The sequence below is a fragment of the Actinomadura xylanilytica genome (assembly GCF_030283145.1).
Classification (GTDB): Bacteria; Actinomycetota; Actinomycetes; order Streptosporangiales; family Streptosporangiaceae; genus Spirillospora; species Spirillospora xylanilytica.
In genome coordinates, this window is record NZ_JASNWE010000002.1 from 130,472 (window position 1) to 148,964 (window position 18,493).

At 72.9% G+C, this 18,493-nt stretch carries 12 protein-coding genes; 5 read left to right on the forward strand and 7 right to left on the reverse strand.

Translation table 11 applies throughout. The features are described 5' to 3' along the window. Window positions 1–135 precede the first annotated feature (135 nt). On the forward strand, window positions 136–1,257 hold the full coding sequence (locus tag QP090_RS11695; protein ID WP_285938771.1) for an alpha/beta hydrolase: 1,122 nt from the start codon (window positions 136–138) through the stop codon (window positions 1,255–1,257). Window positions 1,258–1,273: 16 nt separating this feature from the next. Next, window positions 1,274–2,947 carry an RICIN domain-containing protein gene (locus QP090_RS11700; RefSeq protein ID WP_285938772.1) on the forward strand — a complete coding sequence of 558 codons (1,674 nt, stop codon included), beginning with the start codon at window positions 1,274–1,276 and terminating at the stop codon, window positions 2,945–2,947. Window positions 2,948–3,043: 96 nt separating this feature from the next. On the opposite strand, the gene QP090_RS11705 is transcribed toward QP090_RS11700, so the two are convergent. The 7 genes from QP090_RS11705 to glf form a co-directional block, all read right to left on the reverse strand. Further along, window positions 3,044–4,537, reverse strand: coding sequence for a sulfatase family protein (locus tag QP090_RS11705; protein WP_285938773.1), 1,494 nt, complete (start codon window positions 4,535–4,537; stop codon window positions 3,044–3,046). Window positions 4,538–4,607: 70 nt separating this feature from the next. Then, the gene (locus QP090_RS11710) at window positions 4,608–5,684 is read right to left on the reverse strand and encodes an acyltransferase family protein (protein ID WP_285938774.1); all 1,077 of its coding nucleotides are present in this window, start codon (window positions 5,682–5,684) and stop codon (window positions 4,608–4,610) included. Between the two features lie 107 nt (window positions 5,685–5,791). Then, window positions 5,792–6,964 carry an acyltransferase family protein gene (locus tag QP090_RS11715; RefSeq protein WP_285938775.1) on the reverse strand — a complete coding sequence of 391 codons (1,173 nt, stop codon included), beginning with the start codon at window positions 6,962–6,964 and terminating at the stop codon, window positions 5,792–5,794. Continuing rightward, a complete protein-coding gene (locus tag QP090_RS11720) occupies window positions 6,961–7,851 on the reverse strand; it encodes an ABC transporter ATP-binding protein (RefSeq protein WP_285938776.1) in 891 nt (296 codons plus the stop codon). Before QP090_RS11720 ends, QP090_RS11715 begins: the two co-directional genes overlap by 4 nt. A gap of 2 nt (window positions 7,852–7,853) precedes the next feature. After that, the gene (locus QP090_RS11725; RefSeq protein ID WP_285938777.1) at window positions 7,854–8,768 is read right to left on the reverse strand and encodes an ABC transporter permease; all 915 of its coding nucleotides are present in this window, start codon (window positions 8,766–8,768) and stop codon (window positions 7,854–7,856) included. Continuing rightward, window positions 8,765–11,335 carry a glycosyltransferase gene (locus tag QP090_RS11730; RefSeq protein WP_285938778.1) on the reverse strand — a complete coding sequence of 857 codons (2,571 nt, stop codon included), beginning with the start codon at window positions 11,333–11,335 and terminating at the stop codon, window positions 8,765–8,767. The genes QP090_RS11725 and QP090_RS11730 overlap by 4 nt, the downstream gene beginning before the upstream one ends. Further along, window positions 11,332–12,525, reverse strand: coding sequence for a UDP-galactopyranose mutase (glf, locus tag QP090_RS11735; protein WP_285938779.1), 1,194 nt, complete (start codon window positions 12,523–12,525; stop codon window positions 11,332–11,334). Before glf ends, QP090_RS11730 begins: the two co-directional genes overlap by 4 nt. 229 nt (window positions 12,526–12,754) lie before the next feature. On the opposite strand from glf, the gene QP090_RS11740 reads away from it, so the two are divergent. The 3 genes from QP090_RS11740 to QP090_RS11750 are packed head-to-tail and all read left to right on the forward strand — an operon-like array spanning window position 12,755 to window position 18,465. Further along, window positions 12,755–14,116 carry a hypothetical protein gene (locus QP090_RS11740; protein ID WP_285938780.1) on the forward strand — a complete coding sequence of 454 codons (1,362 nt, stop codon included), beginning with the start codon at window positions 12,755–12,757 and terminating at the stop codon, window positions 14,114–14,116. Next, the gene (locus QP090_RS11745) at window positions 14,113–15,060 is read left to right on the forward strand and encodes a glycosyltransferase (protein WP_285938781.1); all 948 of its coding nucleotides are present in this window, start codon (window positions 14,113–14,115) and stop codon (window positions 15,058–15,060) included. Before QP090_RS11740 ends, QP090_RS11745 begins: the two co-directional genes overlap by 4 nt. Window positions 15,061–15,096: 36 nt before the next feature. Beyond that, complete coding sequence (locus QP090_RS11750; RefSeq protein WP_285938782.1) at window positions 15,097–18,465, forward strand: sialidase family protein; 3,369 nt, start codon at window positions 15,097–15,099, stop codon at window positions 18,463–18,465. Window positions 18,466–18,493 lie beyond the last annotated feature (28 nt).

The following is an 18,493-nucleotide window of genomic DNA, read 5'->3' on the forward strand; positions in this document are numbered from 1 at the left end:
CCCGGCGGCGCCCGGAACCGGGCCCGTCCGGGGTTCGGGGCGGACCCGAACCCGGACGCCACCCGCGCCGCAAGGCGGACGAGGGCGGTAATGTCCGGTGTCCACGGATACGTCGAGCTTCCCGAGGAGTTCCGTGTGTCACTGACCGGCCGGCCGCTGCTCTGCCTGCTGATCGTGGTCGTGATCGCTCTGGTGACCGCCACCGTCTGGGGCTGGCGCCGCCTCGCCGGGTCCGGTGCCGGGTTCATCGCCGGCCGCCTCGGGCTGATCGCGGTGTGCCAGGTACTGATCACGCTGTCGGTGCTGGTGGTGATCAACCGGAACTTCGGCTTCTACGAGAGCTGGGGCGAGCTGGCCGGCGCGGGCGGCGCCGGCGACGGCGGGCGGCTCACCCAGCGGCAGGGCCAGGGCGGTGTCGGGGTGAACGCCAAGCTGATCAAGCGCAAGCCGGAGATGTCGATCGGCGGGGTCCCGCAGAAGGACGGCCGGCTCGACACCGTCGACATCCGCGGCGCCCGTTCCGGCCTGCACGCCCGCGCCTACGTCTACCTGCCCCCGCAGTACTTCCAGCCCGGCGGCGAGAAGCGCCGCTTCCCCGTCGCGGTGGCGCTCAGCGGCTACCCGGGCGCGCTACGCAACCTGGTCACGCAGGTCAAGGTGCCGCAGACCGCGCGGGACGAGATCCGGGCCGGACGGGTCCAGCCCACCGTCTACGTGCTGCTGCGCCCCTCGATGGTCCCCGGCCGCGACACCGAGTGCATGGACGTGCCCGGCGGGCCGCAGACGTCGACGTTCTTCACCCAGGACCTGCCCGAGGCGGTCCGCGCCAACTACCGGGTGCCCGACGCGCGCAAGAGCTGGGGTGTCTTCGGCCTGTCGACGGGCGGCTACTGCTCGCTCAAGCTGGCGATGCGCAATTCGGACGTGTTCTCCGCCGCCGCGTCCCTGTCGGGGTACTACGGCGCCATCAAGGACGTCACGACCGGCGACCTGTACGGCGGCAGCCAGACCGTCCGCAATGAGAACGACCTGTTCTGGCGGCTGGGCCATATGCCGCCGCCGCCCGTGTCGGTGCTGGTGACCACCAGCAAGGTCGGCGAGAAGAACAAGGAGGGGACCGAGCGGTTCCTCTCCCTCGTCAAGCCGCCGATGCGGGCGTCGTCGATCACTCTCGACAGCGGCGGCCACAACTTCCAGACCTGGAACCGCGTCCTTCCGCAGGTGCTGCGGTGGATGAGCAGGGGCCTCAGCGTCTGACGGCAGCGGGGAGGGCATGAGGGGCGGCACCGGCCTGAGCGCACGTGCGCCGTCGTCGGCGTCCTTCACCGCGCTCTGCGCCGTGCTCGCCCTCGCCCTCGCAGGCTGCACGGGCGCGCCGGAGAAGTCGGCCGCGGCCCAGAACCGCGAGGGCCCGGCGGGCGCGCCGCGTTCTTCAGGCGGGCCCGCCGCGTTCGCCGCGTTTCCGGAACGGCTCCTGGAGGACCGGACGGCGATGTACCCAAGGGTCGTCCGGCTGCGCGACGGTCGCATCGTCCTGACCGTGGCCACATCCGCGGGTGAGGGCGTCACCGATGTGGCGCGGTTCTACGAGAGCTCCGACGAGGGCCGGTCGTTCCGTCCGATGTCGGAGATCCGCGATCCCGCCGCGGCCGAGGGGCGCGGCGGCTGCTGCGGCAGCCTGCTCGAACTCCCCCGGCAGGCCGGCGCGCAGCCCGCCGGGACGCTGCTGTGGGCGGGCACCGCCGGGATGAAGAACCACGCGCCCGGCCGGCGTCCCGAGCTGCGCGTGTGGCGCAGCGTCGACGGCGGGCGCTCCTGGGCCTACCTGTCGAGCTGCGCCTCCGCGCCGGACGGGACGCCGTGGGACCGCGGCCTCTGGGAGCCGGAACTGACGCTCGACGGCCAGGGACGGCTGGTCTGCTACTTCGCGGACGAGACCCAGCCCGGCTACGACCAGGCGCTCGCGCAGGTGGCGTCCACCGACGGCGGCGCGACCTGGGGCCCCAAGACGACCGTCGTCGCCCCTGGAGAGCACGACCGGCCGGGGATGCCGGTCGTGCGGCGACTGCCCAACGGTTCGTACCTCATGACGTATGAGATGTGCGGTCCGGCGGGGTCGGACTCCTGCAAGGTCTACTACCGGCGGTCCGCAGACGGCTGGACGTGGGGCGACCCACGCGACCGCGGCACGGCGGCCCGTACGTCGGACGGCAAATTCCTCTACCACGCGCCCACGATCGCGTGGGCGCCCGGCGGCGGACCCGATGGACGGCTCCTGCTCGTCGGCGGGCTGCTCCGGGACCACGGCGGGAAGCTCTCTCGTCCGGCGAGCGGCTCGACCCTCCTCGTCAATACCGAAAACGGACACGGACGCTGGTACGAGCAGCCCGCCCCAGTGCACGTGACGTTCTCCTCCCAGCCGGACCACGACGAAGTCGTGTGCTCCAACTACAGCTCCAGCCTGCTTCCCCTGGGGAACGGCTCCGGCGTGCTGGAGGTCGCGACCAAGCGCGGTAGCGACGGACGATGCCAGGCGTACGTGAGCGCGGCCTCCCTAACGACCACGCCCGGCGAACCCAAGGACGGCCCCTACCGGGTGCGCAACGCCCACAGCGGTCTCTGCCTGGACGCCACCGGCCCCGGAGACGCCCTCACCCAGCTTCCCTGCGACGACAGCCGCCCCCGCCAGCGGTGGACGGTCGCGCCCACGGGAGACGGCGCCCAGTGGCTGCGCAACACCCGTACCGGACGGTGCCTCGGCAGTGGCGAGTGCCCTGGGGGCGGCTGGCTACTGAAACGGGTCGCGGGCAACTACTACACCCCGACCCTCAAGGCGGACGGCCGGTGCCTTGAGGTGACGGACGGCGCACAGAGTGAGGGCGCGGTCGTCCGGCAGTCGGCGTGCAACCAGCGCGCCCCGCAGCTATGGCGCTTCGAACCCCGCTGACCGCGGTTGAGCGCGGTTGAGCGCGGTTGAGCGCGGTTGGGTGACGCTGAGCGCCGTCGCGTACCGCGGAGCCGTCGCCCTTGTCCAGTGCGACGGCTAGAGATCGCGGCAGTTGGGTCCGCCGCAGGTGCGGTACGAGGTGATGACCGATTGCAGTTCGGTCTTGCGTGCGCCCGGCGCCTGTCCCCACATGTTGCCCAGCTCGTGGGGGTCGCGCGCGAGGTCGTAGTACTCGCGGTCGCCGTTCTCGTACTCCACGTACAGCTCGTTGGCCGTGCGGACCGCCTGGTACGTCGGCGGGTTCCCGCCGTACTTGCGCGGCAGGTCCGGGTCGTCGTGGCTGTAGTTCGGACCGCGGTGCTCGATGAACGCGGTGGACCGCCACCCGTCGACCCGCTGCCCGCGCAGCAGCGGCACCAGCGAACGCCCGTCCACGGTGTCGGGCGGTTTCACGCCCGCGAGCTCCTCGAACGTCGGGCAGATGTCGGTGTTCTGCGCGAACCTCGCCTCGGTGCGCCCCACCGGCACCCCCGGTCCCGCCACGACGAGCGGAACCCGGATGTCGGTGTCGTAGGCGGTGAGCTTGCCCTCACGGAGCCGGTGCTGACCCAGGTGGTAGCCGTTGTCGGAGTTGAACACGAAGTAGGTGTCGGCGCCCGCCCCGCGCGCGTTCACCGCCGCCTCCAGCTTGCCGATCATCCGGTCGACCGACTGGACCGCGCGGACCCGCTGCCGGAACGCGGCGTCGACCTCGCGGAGCTGCCGGGGCCGCAGCAGCGGGTACCGGCGCAGCCAGCCCGGCTTGTCGCCGGTGTCGGGCTCGTTGAACCCCGGCGGGCGCGGCGCCTTGACGTGCGCGAACGACGCGGCGTCCTCGGGCGCCGGGGTCGCCGGGGAGTGCGGCGTGAACGTCGACATCTGGAGCATGAACGGCTGCTTCTGGTCGGACGAGCGGTTGATGAAGTCGACCGCCTTCCCGCCGAGCACGGTGTTGAGGTAGTCGCCGGGACCGCGGCCGTAGTGCGTGAGCGTCCCGTTCCCGTTCAGGTCGTAGTTGTAGTTGGCGTAACCGAGGCCGGTGACCTGCCACTCCGACCACCCCGGCGGCACGTAGGTGCGCGCGGCCCCCTGGCGCTTGTTGGGCTCGTAGCCGTTGAGGTACTTGCCCATCAGCGCGGTGCGGTAGCCGGCCTTCTGCAAGGCGGTGGCGAACGTGGCCTGCTCGTTGCCCTTGTTGCGGAACACGTCGAATCCGCCGAACGGCGGATCGTTGCTGAGCACGCCGGTGTTGTGCGGGTACTTGCCGGTGAGGATCGTCGCCCGCGACGGGCAGCACAGGGTGTCGGCGACGAAGTAGTTGGAGAACGTCAGCCCCCGCTGCTGGAGCCGCTTGACGTTCGGCATGTAGTCGACCAGGTCCCACGACAGGTCGTCGGTGAGCACGTAGACGATGTTGGGCTTCTTGGCGGGTGCGACGTTCTTCTTGCCGCCCCCGCCCGTGCCCCCGGAGCCGGGGTCGGCGCATCCGGCGAGCAGCAGCGCCCCCGCGGTCAGTGCGGCCAGCCATCGCCGCGGCTTCGCGCCGAGCATCACATGCCTTTCGGATATCGGATATCAAGCAGCGGAAGAGCGGCCAGGGACCCCGCCAAACGGATTCAGATTAGGGCACCGGCGGGGCTCCGTCGCGGCGGATCTGCGCCAGGGCGGACTTCAGTCTCGGCCGCATCATCTTCTGCATCGGCACTTCGACCAGGCGGTACACCAGGTACGCCGACAGCAGCGCGGCGGCGGTGATCACCGGCAGGATGGTCAGCCGGTCGAGCACCGGGTGCGGGAAGAACTGCTTGACGATCGCCCGCGCCACCATCTCGTGCAGCAGGTAGAGCGGATAGGTCAGCGCCCCCAGCACGGTGAAGCCCCGCCAGCCGAGCCAGGACAGCTTCCGCAGCGCGACCAGCATCATGATCAGGTACAGCGCGGTCAGGACGATCGGCACCACGGTCTCGTGCACGCCCGGCCACGTGTTCAGCTCGTTGATGTCCTGGACGCCGTAGTGCACCGACAGCGCCCAACAGGCGGCGGCGATCAGGCCCAGCGCGAGGTTCGGCCCGAACCGGTAGATGAGGAAGAACGCCATCCCCGCGATGAACAGCGGCGCCATCTCCGGGAACAGGAGCTTCTGGAGCAGCTCGTTGTCGGCCTCCTTCGCGTACGCGCCGACGAGCAGCCAGGACACCATGAACGTGACGCAACGCCCGTAGGTGATGCCGCGCCACACCAGCAGCGCGATGAGCACGTAGAAGTGCAGCTCGATCCAGAGCGTCCAGTAGACGACCTCCAGCGGCAGGACCCCGATGCCGTCCTGGAGCATCGTCAGGTTGGGCAGGAACCGTCCGACCGGGTCGGGATTGTCCGGGCGGAACGGGACGGCCGCGCCGGTGACCAGGAAGAGGACCACGCCGAGCAGCACACTGAACCAGTAGGCAGGGAAGATCCGCACGATCCGGGAGACGGCGAAGTCGCCGGGCGCCCGGCCCCAGACGCTCATCAGGATGACGAAGCCGCTGATCAGGAAGAACAGCTCGACGCCGAGGTAGCCGAAGTGCGCGACCGGGGCGAGCTCGGGGAAGATCTTGCGGCCGTCCCGTCCGGCCCAGACTGTGCTGCGCACCCCGGCGAAGTGGTGCAGCATGACGGCGCCGGCCGCGATGAAGCGCAGCAGGTCCAGCTCGCGCAACCGCGAGCCCTGGCCGGAGCCGGGGAGGGGGCTGGGCGGACGGTGGCGGGGAGCGGCGGGAGCGGATGTGGAGGTGGGGGTGGGGGTGGAACTGGGAGCGGGAGCGTTCAACGGGCGACCTCTGCTGGACGTGCGGACGGGCCGTCGACCCGGCGGCGCTCAGGCCGCGATGTCACCGGCGGGTCTCCGGACGGCGTCGTCCGGCCGCCACGGATCTGTGCCAGTGCCCCCTTCAGCCTCGGGCGCATCCATCGCTGCGCCGGCTGCTCGACGAACCGGTATACCAGATAGGCGGAACCGAGGGCGGCGGCGCAGCTCACGCCCAGCAGCCCCCAGTTCCCGAGGTACGGGCCGAGCCACTGCTTCAGCGCCCGGCCGAGCGTCTCGTGCAGCAGGTAGAGCGGATAGGTCAGCCCGCCGAGCACGGTGAAGCCGCGCCAGCGCACCAGGTCCAGCTCGCCCGTCGCGACCATCAGCATGAGCAGGAACAGGAAGGTGATGACGCCGGTGGTCACGGCGTCCCAGACCACCGGCCAGACCAGCTCCTTGTTGACGACCGTCACCCGGTAGTGGACCGTCAGCGCCCAGCAGGCGCCGATGATCAGGCCCAGCACCAGGTTCGCCCCGAACCGGTAGATCAGGTGGAAGCCCATCCCGGCGATGAACAGCGGCGCCCACTGCGGGATGAACAGGGCCGTCAGCAGCGCCGAGTGCGTCTCCTGGGCCAGGACGCCGAGCGCCAGCCAGCCGGCCATGAACGCGACGCAGCGGCCGTAGGTGAGGCCGCGCCAGACGAGCAGCCCGATCAGCGCGTAGAAGTGCAGCTCGGCCCAGAGCGTCCAGTACACGACCTCCAGCGGCTGGACGCCGACGCCGGTGCCGAGCATCGTCAGATTGGGCAGGTACGCGCCGAGCGGGCCGACGCCGCCCGGCTTCGCGCCGAGCGAGGCGATCCCGGTGGCCAGGAACAGCAGGACGGCGAGCGAGGCGCCGAACCAGTACGCCGGGAAGATCCGCACGATCCGCGACACCGCGAAGTCGCCGAGCCCGCGGCCCCACCCGCTCATCAGGATGACGAACCCGCTGATCAGGAAGAACAGGTCGACGCTCAGCGCGCCGAAGTGCGCGATCGGCGCGAGCACCGGCATGGTGCGGTGGTGGGCCACGCCCCAGCCGGAGATGTCGCCCACGTAGTGGTGCAGCATGACCGCCGCCGCCGCGACGAAGCGCAGCAGGTCCAGCTCGCGCAGCCGCGGCCCCGGCGCGGGGCGACCGGTCATCGCCCCGTCCCCGCCTCCGCTCCGGCGGACGGCGCGGGCCCGGCACCCGGGCCCGAGGCGGACGAGCCTGAAGCGGACGAGCCTGAAGCGGGCGGCGCGGCGGTAGGCGGCGCGGCGGCGGGACGGGCCTTGCCGCGGCGCTCCTGGCGCTTCTTCACCAGCAGGTCGGCGGCGGTGTCGATGTCGCCGTCCCACACCACCCGGCCGTTCTCCAGGAAGATCCCGCGCGTGCAGATCTGCCGGAGCAGCTTGGCGTCGTGCGCGACGATCACCATGGTCCGGCCGCTGCGCCGGTACTCGCGCAGCCGTTCGATGCACTTCTCGCGGAACAGCGGGTCGCCGACCGCCAGCACCTCGTCGATGAGGAACACGTCCGGGTCGGTGTGCACGGCGATCGAGAACGCCAGCCGCATGAACATGCCGGACGAGTAGAAGCGGACCGGCTGGTCCAGGAACCGGCCGATGTCGGCGAACTCCACGATCGAGTCGAACTTGCGCAGCGTCTCGGCCCGGTCCATGCCGAGGATCGCGCCGTTCAGGAAGACGTTCTCGCGTCCGGTGAGGTCGGGGTGCAGGCCGGCGCCGACCTCGATCAGCCCGGCGATCCGGCCGCGCACCCGGACCGAGCCGGTGTCGGGCGGCATCACCCCCGAGATGATCTTCAGCAGGGTGGACTTGCCCGACCCGTTCACGCCGAGCAGCGCCACCGACTCGCCGACCGCGATGGTGGCCGAGACGGCGTCGAGCGCGACGAACCGCTCGCGGAGCTTCTCGCCGCGCAGCCTCCGCACGGTCATGTTCTTGATCGAGCGGGCGTGCCGGAGCGTGAACCGCTTGGTCACCGCGTCCACGACGACGGCCGCCCGCGCGTCGGCGGGTCCTGGCATGGTCACAGCTCCTCGGCGAAGCGGCGCTGGAGGCGGGCGAAGACGAGCTGTCCCGCCCCGAGGAGCAGCACGGCCAGCGCGAGCGAGATCAGCCCGTCCCGGGTGAGGTGCGGCGGGAACAGGAACGTCCGGTCGGTGGTGGGCCACCAGAACGCCCGCTCGAACAGCAGCACCGCGTCGGCGACGGGGTTGGCCAGGTACAGGTCCAGGGCCCAGCCGGGCGCGGTGTCGCGCACCACCGTCCACGGGTAGATCATCGGGACCGACCAGGTGACGAACAGCGTGGCGATGTCCACCACCTTGTCGGTGTCGCGGTAGAACACGTGCAGTGCCGAGCACATCAGGCCGAGGCCGATGCCGAGCACCGCGATCAGCGCGAAGCCGAGCAGCGCGGACCCGACCGCCACCACCGACGGCGTCCAGCCCCAGGTGATCGAGACGGTCAGCACGATCGCCAGCCCCGGCAGCAGGTGCACCCCCGACACCAGCAGCGAGGCCACCGGGAACAGCTCGCGCGGCAGGTAGACCTTGCGCACCAGCGGCGCGTTGCCAATCACCGAGTGGGTGGTGTTGATCAATGTCTCGTTGAAGAACGACACCAGGATCAGCCCGGAGAACATGAAGATCGGGAAGTGCTGGACGTTCTTGTTCATCCCGAGGAACACGCCGACCACGAAGAAGAACACCGAGAAGTGCGCGGCGGGGCGCACGTACGACCAGCCGAGGCCGAGCAGCGAGCCCTGGTAGCGGGCGCGCAGCTCGCGCCGGACGATGAGCCTCAGCAGGTAGCGGCGGCGGACCACTTCGGCGAGGCCGCCGCCGCGTCCCGGCTCGACCAGGCCCGGGTCGGCCAGTCCCGGCTCGACCAGGCCCGGGTCGGCGGGTCCCGGGCCGGCGAGCCCGGCGCCCGCGGTCATCGTTCCTGCCGGGCCTTGGCGAAGGTCTCCACCCATTCCTCCTGCGAGGTGAGGGACGGGAGCGCCTCCTTGTACTGGAGGCTCAGCTCCGCCCAGTCCTTGCCGAGCCTGGCGTGCAGCGCGGACGCGCGGCGGATCAGCGACCAGAACCGGTGCGGGTCGCGCTGGTACCAGGAGACCTTGGTGCCGTCCGCCGAGGAGACCAGCGCGCTGTTGAACTTGGTCAGCAGCCACCAGGTCTGGTCGACGTGCGGGACGACCGCCTCGGGGTGCGTCTTCGGGTGCGCCCCGACCGGCTTGATCTGGCGGGCCGCGCCCATCAGCGCGGTCTGGAACATCGCGCGCCGGTTCTTGGGCGGGACGACGTCACGGCCCTTGCGCGGCGGCTTGCTGCGCCGGACCGCGGGGAACTCGTCCAGGTCGGCTTTGGCCTGCGCGTCCACGAACCCGGCGCGGATCTCGCGCAGCTCGCCCATCTTGGTGATGATCGACGGGTGCAGGTCGGCGGGCCCCTTGAGCGCGTCCTCCAGCGCCATCAGCATCAGCTCGGCCGTGGAGTACTGCATGGCCAGCGCGTGCTTGATGGTGATGAACAGGCTCTCCTTGAGCATGTTGCCGCCGCGCTCGTACGGCGAGTACAGCAGCGCGGTGATGACGCGGTTGCGCTCGGTGAAGTACGCCTGCCAGTCGGTCATCACGTCCTTGGAGTGCCACGGGACGTGCCACACCGCGGCGCCCGGCAGCGACACCGTCGGCACCCCGGCGGCCTTGGCGCGCAGGCCGTACTCGATGTCGTCCCACTTGATGAAGAACGGCAGCGACAGGCCGATCTTGCGGATGACGTCCACCGGGATCAGGCACATCCACCACGCGTTGTACTCGACGTCGGCGCGGCGGTGCAGCCAGGGGGTGTGCCGCAGCGGCGCGTGCGCGAGGTCGTGCGACATCTCGGTGTGCGCGGCCGGGACCATCCACCAGCGGTAGCGGGCGATGCTCTCGCCGAACACGTGCAGCACCGACCGGTTGTACAGGTCCAGCATGTGCCCGCCGACGATGACGGGGCCGCGGGCCAGGTCGGCGAAGGTGACCGACCGCAGGATGCCCTCGGGCTCCAGGATGACGTCGTCGTCCAGCAGCAGCGCGTAGGTGCTGCGGCCCGCCTCGACGGTCTCGTGCATGACCCGCGCGAACCCGCCGGAGCCGCCGAGGTTGGCCTGGTCGATGATCCGCAGCCGGTCGCCGAGCGCCTCGGCGGCGGCGGCGAAGTCGGGATGGTCCTCGACCCGCTCGGTGCCCTGGTCGACGACCAGGATCTCGTCCACCACGTCGAGCACGTCGCCGGCGGCGGCGAGCGCGGTGAGCTGCTCGACGCAGAACTTGGGCCGGTTGAAGGTGGTGATGCCGAGCGTCGCGGTGCCGGGCTCGACGCGGCCCGTGACCGCGCACCAGTCGGCGCTGTCCAGGACGGCGGTGCGCCCGTCGGCGATGATGTCGAACCAGTACCAGCCGCCGTCGATGAACGGCGCGAGCGGCAGGTCGACGGTCTCCTCGACGGAGGTGTCGGAGTCGATGTGCAGCGACTTGATCCGCTCCAGGTGGCCCTTGCCGGTGGAGCGGTAGATCAGGATGGTCGCCTCGCCGCGCACCCGGACCCGGAGCCGGACCTGCTCCACCGTGCTCCAGCGGCGCCAGTAGCCGGCCGGGAAGGCGTTGAAGTAGCTACAGAACGAGACCCGCGCGCCGGACGGGACGATGAGGCTGCGGCGCCCGACGATCTCGGCGCTGTCGTCGGTGGAGGCGGGCCGGTAGCCGGCCGCGCGGGCGGCGCGCGCGGCGTCGCCGTCCTGCTCCGACAGCACCTGCTCGGCGGCGCTCTGGAGGTCGGCGGTGCGGCGCCCGAACACCGCGTTGCCGTCGACGTACAGCTTCAGCACGTCGAAGTCGCGCTCGGCGGGCATCACGACCCGGTGCAGGATGCGCAGCCCCTCGCCGTCACCGACCGCGCCGTCGTCCGCGGACGCCGACTCGACCGGGACGGGGTCGGGATCCGGGACGGGGTCGGCGTGCTCGGTGCCGGCGTCGGCGTGCTCGGTGCCGGACCGCTCGACCGCGGCCTGCTCCCCCGACCCGCGCTCGCCGGCCTCCCGCACGGCACCGGCCTCAGCGACCGGCTCGGCGGCCTCCGGGAACTCCGCGGCCTCCGTGGCCTCCGTGGCCTCGTCGGGCTCCGGGGCGGCTGCCTCCTCCGCGGCCGGAGCAGCGGAGGCGGCAGAGACGGCGACGGATTCCTTCGGGGCGGCCTCCGCCGGGGCGGCCTCCGTGGGGACGGCCTCCGTGGGGACGGCCTCGGTGGGGGTGGTCGCCATGGGGGCGGCCTCCGTGGGGACGGCCTCGGTGGAGGCGGTCGCCGTGGGGACGGCCTCCGCCGGAGCGGCCTCAGCAGCGGCGCCCTCGGTGGGGACGGCCTCCTGCGGGCGGGCGGCGGCCTGCTGGATGAGTGTGCGTCCCGCCGCTGCCGCGCTCCGCCGCGGTCCGGTCTGCCGTGGCTGGGTGGCCCGCTCGGTCATCGGTCCGCTCCTCCGCTGATGAGCCGCTCGCCCCGGGTCTGCTCGTTCGACGCAAAGTGGGGCCGCAGCCGGTTGTCGACCATGTTGAGCGCACTGGCGATGGCCATGTGCATGTCGAGGTACTGGTAGGTGCCGAGCCGCCCGCCGAACAGGACGCCGTCCTCGCGCGCGGCCATCTCGCGGTAGCGCAGCAGCCGGTCGCGGTCCTCGGCGGTGTTGATCGGGTAGTACGGCTCGTCGCCGCGGTCCGCGGCCCGGGAGAACTCCCGCATGATCACGGTCTTGTCCGCCGGGTAGTGCGCGCGCTCGGGGTGGAAGTGCCGGAACTCGTGGATCCGGGTGTGCGGGACGTCCTCGTCGGCGTAGTTCATCACCGGGGTGCCCTGGAAGTCGCCGGTCGGCCTGACCTCCAGCTCGAAGTCGAGGGTGCGCCAGCCGAGCTCGCCCTCGGAGTACCCGAAGTAGCGGTCGAGCGGTCCGGTGTAGACGACCGGGACCCTGCCCGCGTACTCGTCCCGGTGGTCGAAGAAGTCGGTCTCCAGCCGCACCTCGATGTTCGGGTGGTCCGCCATCTTCTCCAGCCACGCGGTGTAGCCGTCGACCGGCAGCCCCTCGTGGGTGTCGTTGAAGTACCGGTTGTCGAAGGTGTACCGCACCGGGAGCCGGCCGATGATCTCGGCGGGCAGGTCGAGCGGGTCGGTCTGCCACTGCTTGGCGGTGTAGCCGCGGATGAACGCCTCGTACAGCGGGCGCCCGATCAGCGAGATCGCCTTCTCCTCCAGGTTGCGCGGCTCCCGGCCGGCGGCGATCTCGCCGGCCTGCTCGGCGACCAGGGCGCGGGCCTCGTCCGGGGTGAACGCGCGGCCGAAGTACTCGCAGATGGTGCCCAGGTTGATGGGCATCGAGTAGACGCGGCCCTTGAACGTGGAGTAGACGCGGTGCTGGTAGCCGGTGAACGCGGTGAACCTGTTGGCGTACTCCCACACCCGCTCGTTGGAGGTGTGGAACAGGTGCGCGCCGTACCGGTGGATCTCGATCCCGGTCTCCGGCTCGGCCTCGCTGTAGGCGTTGCCGCCGATGTGGTCGCGGCGCTCCAGCACCAGGACGCGCAGGCCCAGTTCGGCGGCGCAGCGCTCGGCGACGGTGAGGCCGAAGAACCCCGAGCCGGCCACTACAAGATCAACGTTCACGGCCCATCTTCCTCGACGCCCCCGCGGCATCGTGAGAGAGAATCAACGCCTGCTTGGCCAGAAGGCGGTTCTGCGAGCTTTGGGATGATTGATGATGCTGCGCGGCTAAGATACCGGCGCAGTCGCCTCGTTCGGGCCGAAATCGGCCCGGTCGGCCGTCCCCGCCCCCTGCCAGGGATCCGTCTCGGCGATCGACGACGTCCGTACGCGATCCGACAGGAGTGACCAGGTGCCCGCGGACCCGACCGGCGCCCCGCCGACCGTCTACCTGCACATCGGCGCCCCCAAGAGCGGGACGACCTTTCTCCAGGGCCTGCTGTGGCACAACGCGGGGACGCTCCGCGAACACGGCGTGTTGATGCCGGGCGGCTCGTTCGCCGCGCAGGTGCGGGCCACCCGCGACCTGCGCGGGCTGGTCCGCGAGCCGGACGACCCGGCGCCCGACTGGACCGGCGCCTGGGACCTGATCGCGAGCCGGATCAAGGAGTCGGACGCCCGCGTCGCGGTCGTCTCCAACGAGGTCATCTCCGCCGCCGACGCCGAGCAGGCCGGACGGGCGGTGCGGTCGCTCGAACCGGCCGAGGTGCACGTCGTCTACTCGGCGCGCGACCTGGCCGGGCTGCTCCCCTCGGAGTGGCAGGAGTACGTCAAGCACCGCTTCCACTACGACTTCGGGCACTGGCTCGGCGAGGTCGTCGACGGGCCGCCGGACGACGCCGCCGCCGCGTGGTTCTGGCGGGTGCACGACATCCCCGAGGTGTTGGCCCGCTGGTCCGCGCACGTCCCGCCCGAGCGGGTGCACGTGCTCACGATGCCGCGGCCGGGCGCGCCGCGCGAGCTGCTGTGGGAGCGGTTCGCCGGGCTGATCGGCGTCGACCCGGCGATCGCCGACCTGTCGGAGGCCCGCGCCAACGCCGCGCTGAGCTGGACCGAGACCGAGCTGCTCCGCCGGATCAACGGCGCGGCCCGCGAGGACGCCCCGATGTGGCTCTACCACCGGCTGGTCACCGACGTGCTGGCACTGCGGGTGCTGCCCGGCCAGGGCGCCCCGGGGCGGGTGCCGCTGCCCGGCGACCGGCGCGACTGGGCCGCCACGCGGGCCCGCGAGCTGGTCGAGTCGATCCGCTCGGCCGGGTACGACGTCGTCGGCGACCTCGACGAGCTGCTGCCCGGCGACGCCGTCCCGGACGCCGCGCCGCCGGCCGACGGCGCGCTGGTGGACGCCGCAGCGCACACCATCCTCGCCCTGCTCGACCGGATCTCCATGCTGCGCGAGGACGTCGGGGAGCTGCGCCGCCAGCGCGCCGAGCAGGAGCGCACGGCCCTGCCCAAGCTGATGGCCCGGCATCTCAGCGAGCGCAACCAGGCGGTCTGGAAGATGCGGGTGGGCTACTGGCACATGGTCGAGCGCATCAAGGGCATCGAGCCGCCGCCGCTCCCCGAGCCCGCCGCGCCCGCGTCCGCGTCCGGCGGTGAGGCTCCCGCCGACGTCGCCACCGGCACCGACGGCCAGGACGGCGAGGGCGCGGGAGAGGCCCCGGCGGACGAGGCGGCCCGGCCCACGCTGTCCAGCCGGACCACCGTCCGATGAGCCCGCGCGTCACCGCCGTCGTCGTCACCTACGAGCGGCGCGACCTGCTGGTCGAGGCGCTCACCGCGCTGGACGCCCAGACCCGCCGCCCGGACGCGGTGATCGTGGTCGACAACGCCTCCACCGACGGGACGCCCGACCTGGTGCGCGAGCGGTTCGGCCACGCCGACCTGGTCGAGCTGGCCGGCAACACCGGTGGCGCGGGCGGGTTCGCGACCGGCATCGTCCGCGCGCTGGAGCTGGACGCCGAGCTGATCTGGCTGATGGACGACGACACCGTCCCCGAGCCGGGCGCCCTCGCCGCGCTCCTGGACGCCCGCGAGCGCGGGACCGCGCCCGGGGGCGGCGGCGCCGCGTCCGGACGGGCCCCGGCGCTGGTCGCCAGCCGGGTGGTGTGGACCGACGGCCGCGACCATCCGATGAACACGCCCCGCGTGAAACCGGGCGCCTCGCGGGACGAGCTGGCCGCGGCGGCCGTGGCCGGGTGCAAGCCGGTCCGCTCGGCCTCGTTCGTGTCGGTGCTCGTCGACGCCGCCGTCGTCCGGGAACGCGGGCTGCCCGTCGCCGACTACTTCCTGTGGAACGACGACTTCGAGTTCACCACCCGGCTGCTGCGCGGGCGCACCGGCCTGTACTGCCCGGCGAGCGTCGTGGTGCACAAGACCCGGACGTTCGGCGGCACCGACGCCGACCCCGGCGACCGGTTCTACTACGAGGTGCGCAACAAGCTGTGGCTGTTCACCCGCAGCCGCGGGCTCGGCCCGGCCGAGCGGGTCCTGTACGCCGGATCCTCGCTGCGCCGCTGGGCCCGCACCTACGCGCGCTCCGGCGATCGCGGCACGTTGCGGCGCGGTCTGCGCACCGGGATCCGCGACGGGCTGCGGCACGGGCCGAGGCCGACCGACGAGGTCATCAACGCCGCCCGGCGTCGCTATGATCCGTGACGACGCACCGATCGCACGGCCAAGGGGAGGGCGGGTGTGACTCCGACCGGAACGCCTGACGACGAGCCCAAGGGTGGCCGGTCCGAGCCGGAGCGCCCGCAGACCCCGGAGCAGGCTCCCCCGCCGCCCCCGCAGTGGCTGGATCAGGACCGGCCGCCGGGCGCGCACCTGCTGCCCGAGACCGAGCCCCTGCCGGAGTTCGGTTCGCCGCCGCCCGAGCCCGCGGACGAGGGCCTGTCCGACCGCACCGTCACCGATCTCGACATCAGCGGCACGATGCGGACGCAGATCTTCCCGCAGGGCGACCGGCAGGGGCCGCCGCAGGGGCCCCCGTCGTTCAGCGAGGCGTCCTCCCCGTCCGAGCAGGCGCCGCCGTTCCGTAGCGGCCCGTCCATGGACGAGACCATCACCGACCTGTCGGAGTTCATGCCGGCCGGCGCCGAAGCCGCCGGGGCCGCCGACGACGACCTGGACGACGACGAGGACGAGGATCTCGACCGGACCCGCGTCGAGCGCCCGAGCGGCACCGCACCCCCCAAGCGCACGCGGACCCAGGTGTCGCAGCCGTTCGCGGCACCGGAACCGGCCACCCAGCAGATCCCGGCGCCCATGCCGGAGCCCGCAACGGAACAGATCGAGGCTCCCCAGCCGCCCGCGCCGCAGCCACCGGCCCCTCCGGTGCCGCAGCCGCGACCGCAGCCACCGGCCCCCGAGCCGTTCCCTTGGGCGCAGGAGATGCCCGGCCCGCCGCAGCCTCCGGCGCCGCAGCCGCCCGCGCCGTCCGCGCCGTCCGCGCCTGAGCCGTTCCCCTGGGCGCAGGAGATCCCCGCCGCGCCGCAGCCCCCCGCGCCCCAGCCCCCGGCACCGCAGCCGCCGGCACCGTCCGCGCCTGAGCCGTTCCCCTGGGCACAAGAGATCCCCGAGACTCCGCACCAGCACCACCAGCAGCAGGCGCCGCAGCCCGCGCCATTCCCTTGGGCGCAGGAGATCCCTGGTCAGCAGGCCGGCGCGCACCAGCAGGCCGCGCCCGACCTCCGGCACCAGGCGGTCCCGCCGCCCCAGATCAACGAGCCGTGGCGCACCGACGCCCCGTCCAAGCGCGCCAAGCGCAGGCTCAACAAGAAGGTGCTGTTCGGCGCGGTCGGCGGCGTCGCCGCCGTGGCGCTGGTGGCGGCCGGAGCGGTCGTGCTGCTCGGCGGCGACGACGGGTCCGACGGCGGCGACGACGGCGCCCGGCTCGCGGGCAAGCTGTTCCCCGCCGACCCGGCGGCCCGCTCCGACGGCCGCGACCAGGAGCTCACCGGCGTCGCCGCGGTCGGCTCGACCGTGGTCGCCGCGGGCGGCGAGGCCGACCCGGGCAACTACCGCGGCGTGCTGCTGTACTCCACCGACGGCGGCAGGACGTTCAAGTCCGCCGACGTGCAGGGCGCCGACGGCGGGGAGCCCGCCAACGGCGAGGTGCCCCGGCAGGTGGCCGGCGGCCCGCGCGGCTGGGTCGCGATCGGCACCCGTCCCGGCGGCGGCGCCGTGTGGACGAGCACCGACGGCCGCACCTGGCGCCGCCTCCCGGACGCCGCCGGCGACGCGTTCGGCCCCGGCAACCGCGTCCAGCGCGTGATCGGCACCGACGGCGGCTTCCTGGCCGTCGGCGAGAACTCCCGCAAGGGCGACTTCAGTGACTCGGTCCCCGCGGCCTGGCTGTCCCCGGACGGGCAGCGCTGGGAGGCGCTGACCGGCGGGCAGGTCGGCATCCCGGTGCGCGGCAGGGTGTCGCTCATCGAGGCCGCGGCGAGCGGCGGCGCGGTGCTGGTCGAGAGCCAGCACACGCCCGCGCCCGGCAAGCCGACGTTCCGCCGGGTGTGGAAGTCGAGCGACGGCGGCCGTACCTGGGCGCCGGCGAAGGTCCCCGCGCCCAAGGGCACCCGCAACCTGATCATCGGCGGCGGCAGGCCGGGCCTGATGGCGATCCGCGAGGTCAAGTCCGGCTCCTCGGCGTACGGGCAGGTGTTCACCTCCACCGACGGCGAGCGGTGGAAGCAGGGCGGCAGGATCCGGTCGTCCGGCTACCGGCAGGTCGACCGGGTCCTGGCCTCCGACGGCGGCTACGTCGGCGTGGTGTCCCGGGGCCGCGACACCCTGGTCGTGCGTTCCGCGGACGGCGCGTCCTGGCAGGAGGCGGGCACGCTCGCCTCCAACAGCGGCCGGGCACTCCAGGGCGTCGCCGCGTCCGGCGAGCAGACCGTCCTGGTCGGACGCGACACCGGCACCGGCGACCTCAACTCCCTGCTGGCCGTCCGCGACGCGCGCGGCACCGAGGTCCCGGTCGACCCGGCCAAGATCCCCGGCGCGGTCCGTCCCGACCACGCGGTCACCGGGCTGGCCGCCAAGGACGGCCGCGCGGTCGCGGTCGGCAGCAGCGGCGGCGAGGCGACGGTCTGGACCTCGCCCGACGGCGCCGCCTGGAACCGCGCGCAGTTCCCCGGCGGGATGGCCCGCCCGCTGTCCCAGCGGCTGACGGGCGTCGCCGCCGGCGCCAACGGCTGGCTCGCGGTCGGCGACGGCGGCGGGCAGCCGCGCCGCTCGCTGGTGGTCACCTCCGCGGACGGCGCGAGCTGGCAGGCGGCCGACGGCAACCAGGCCTTCGCGCAGAACGGGCAGCAGTCGCTGGCCACGTTCGGCGCCGCGGCGGGACCGTCCGGCTATGTCATCGTCGGTGAGGACGGGCTGTCCGGCGCGACATGGTTCTCCGCCGACCTGAAGAACTGGCAGCGGGGCCGCGGCGTCGGCAGGAACGACCTCACCGCACTGCCGAAGGGCAACCGGTGGCTGCGTTCGGCGGTCGGCGGCGCGTTCGGCTACGTCGCAGCCGGCGGCGTGCAGGACCCGGCCGCGCAGGACGCCCCGGGCCAGCGTCCGGCGGTGTGGAACTCCACCGACGGCAAGCAGTGGAGGCTGCACCAGCTTCCGCTGCCGGCCGGGCTGTCCGAAGGGTCGCTGACGAACGTCACCGCCAAGGGCGACCTGCTCGTCGCGCTGGGCAGTGCGTCCGGCAGCGCCGGTTCGGTGCCGCTCGGGTACGTCTCGTCCGACGGCGGGAAGACCTGGCGGGGGGTCACCCTCCCCGCGCCCGTGCGCGAGCTGCGCGTCACGGCGCTGACCGCGACGCCCAAGGGCTTCGCCGCAGCGGGCGCGAGCACCGAGAAGGGCACCTCCGACGTGGTCTCGTGGACGTCGGCCGACGGCTCGGCCTGGCAGGCCGCGACGCCCGGGGCCGAGGGTCTCGCCGGGCAGGGTGACCAGCAGATCACCGGGCTGGTCGCGCTGGGCGGCAAGCTGCTCGGCGTGGGCCGCAGCGCCGGCGCGGCGGGCGAGGAGCCCGTCCTGTGGACCCGCCCGGTCCCGTAGCCGGAACCGCGCCGGGCACGTCCCGGCC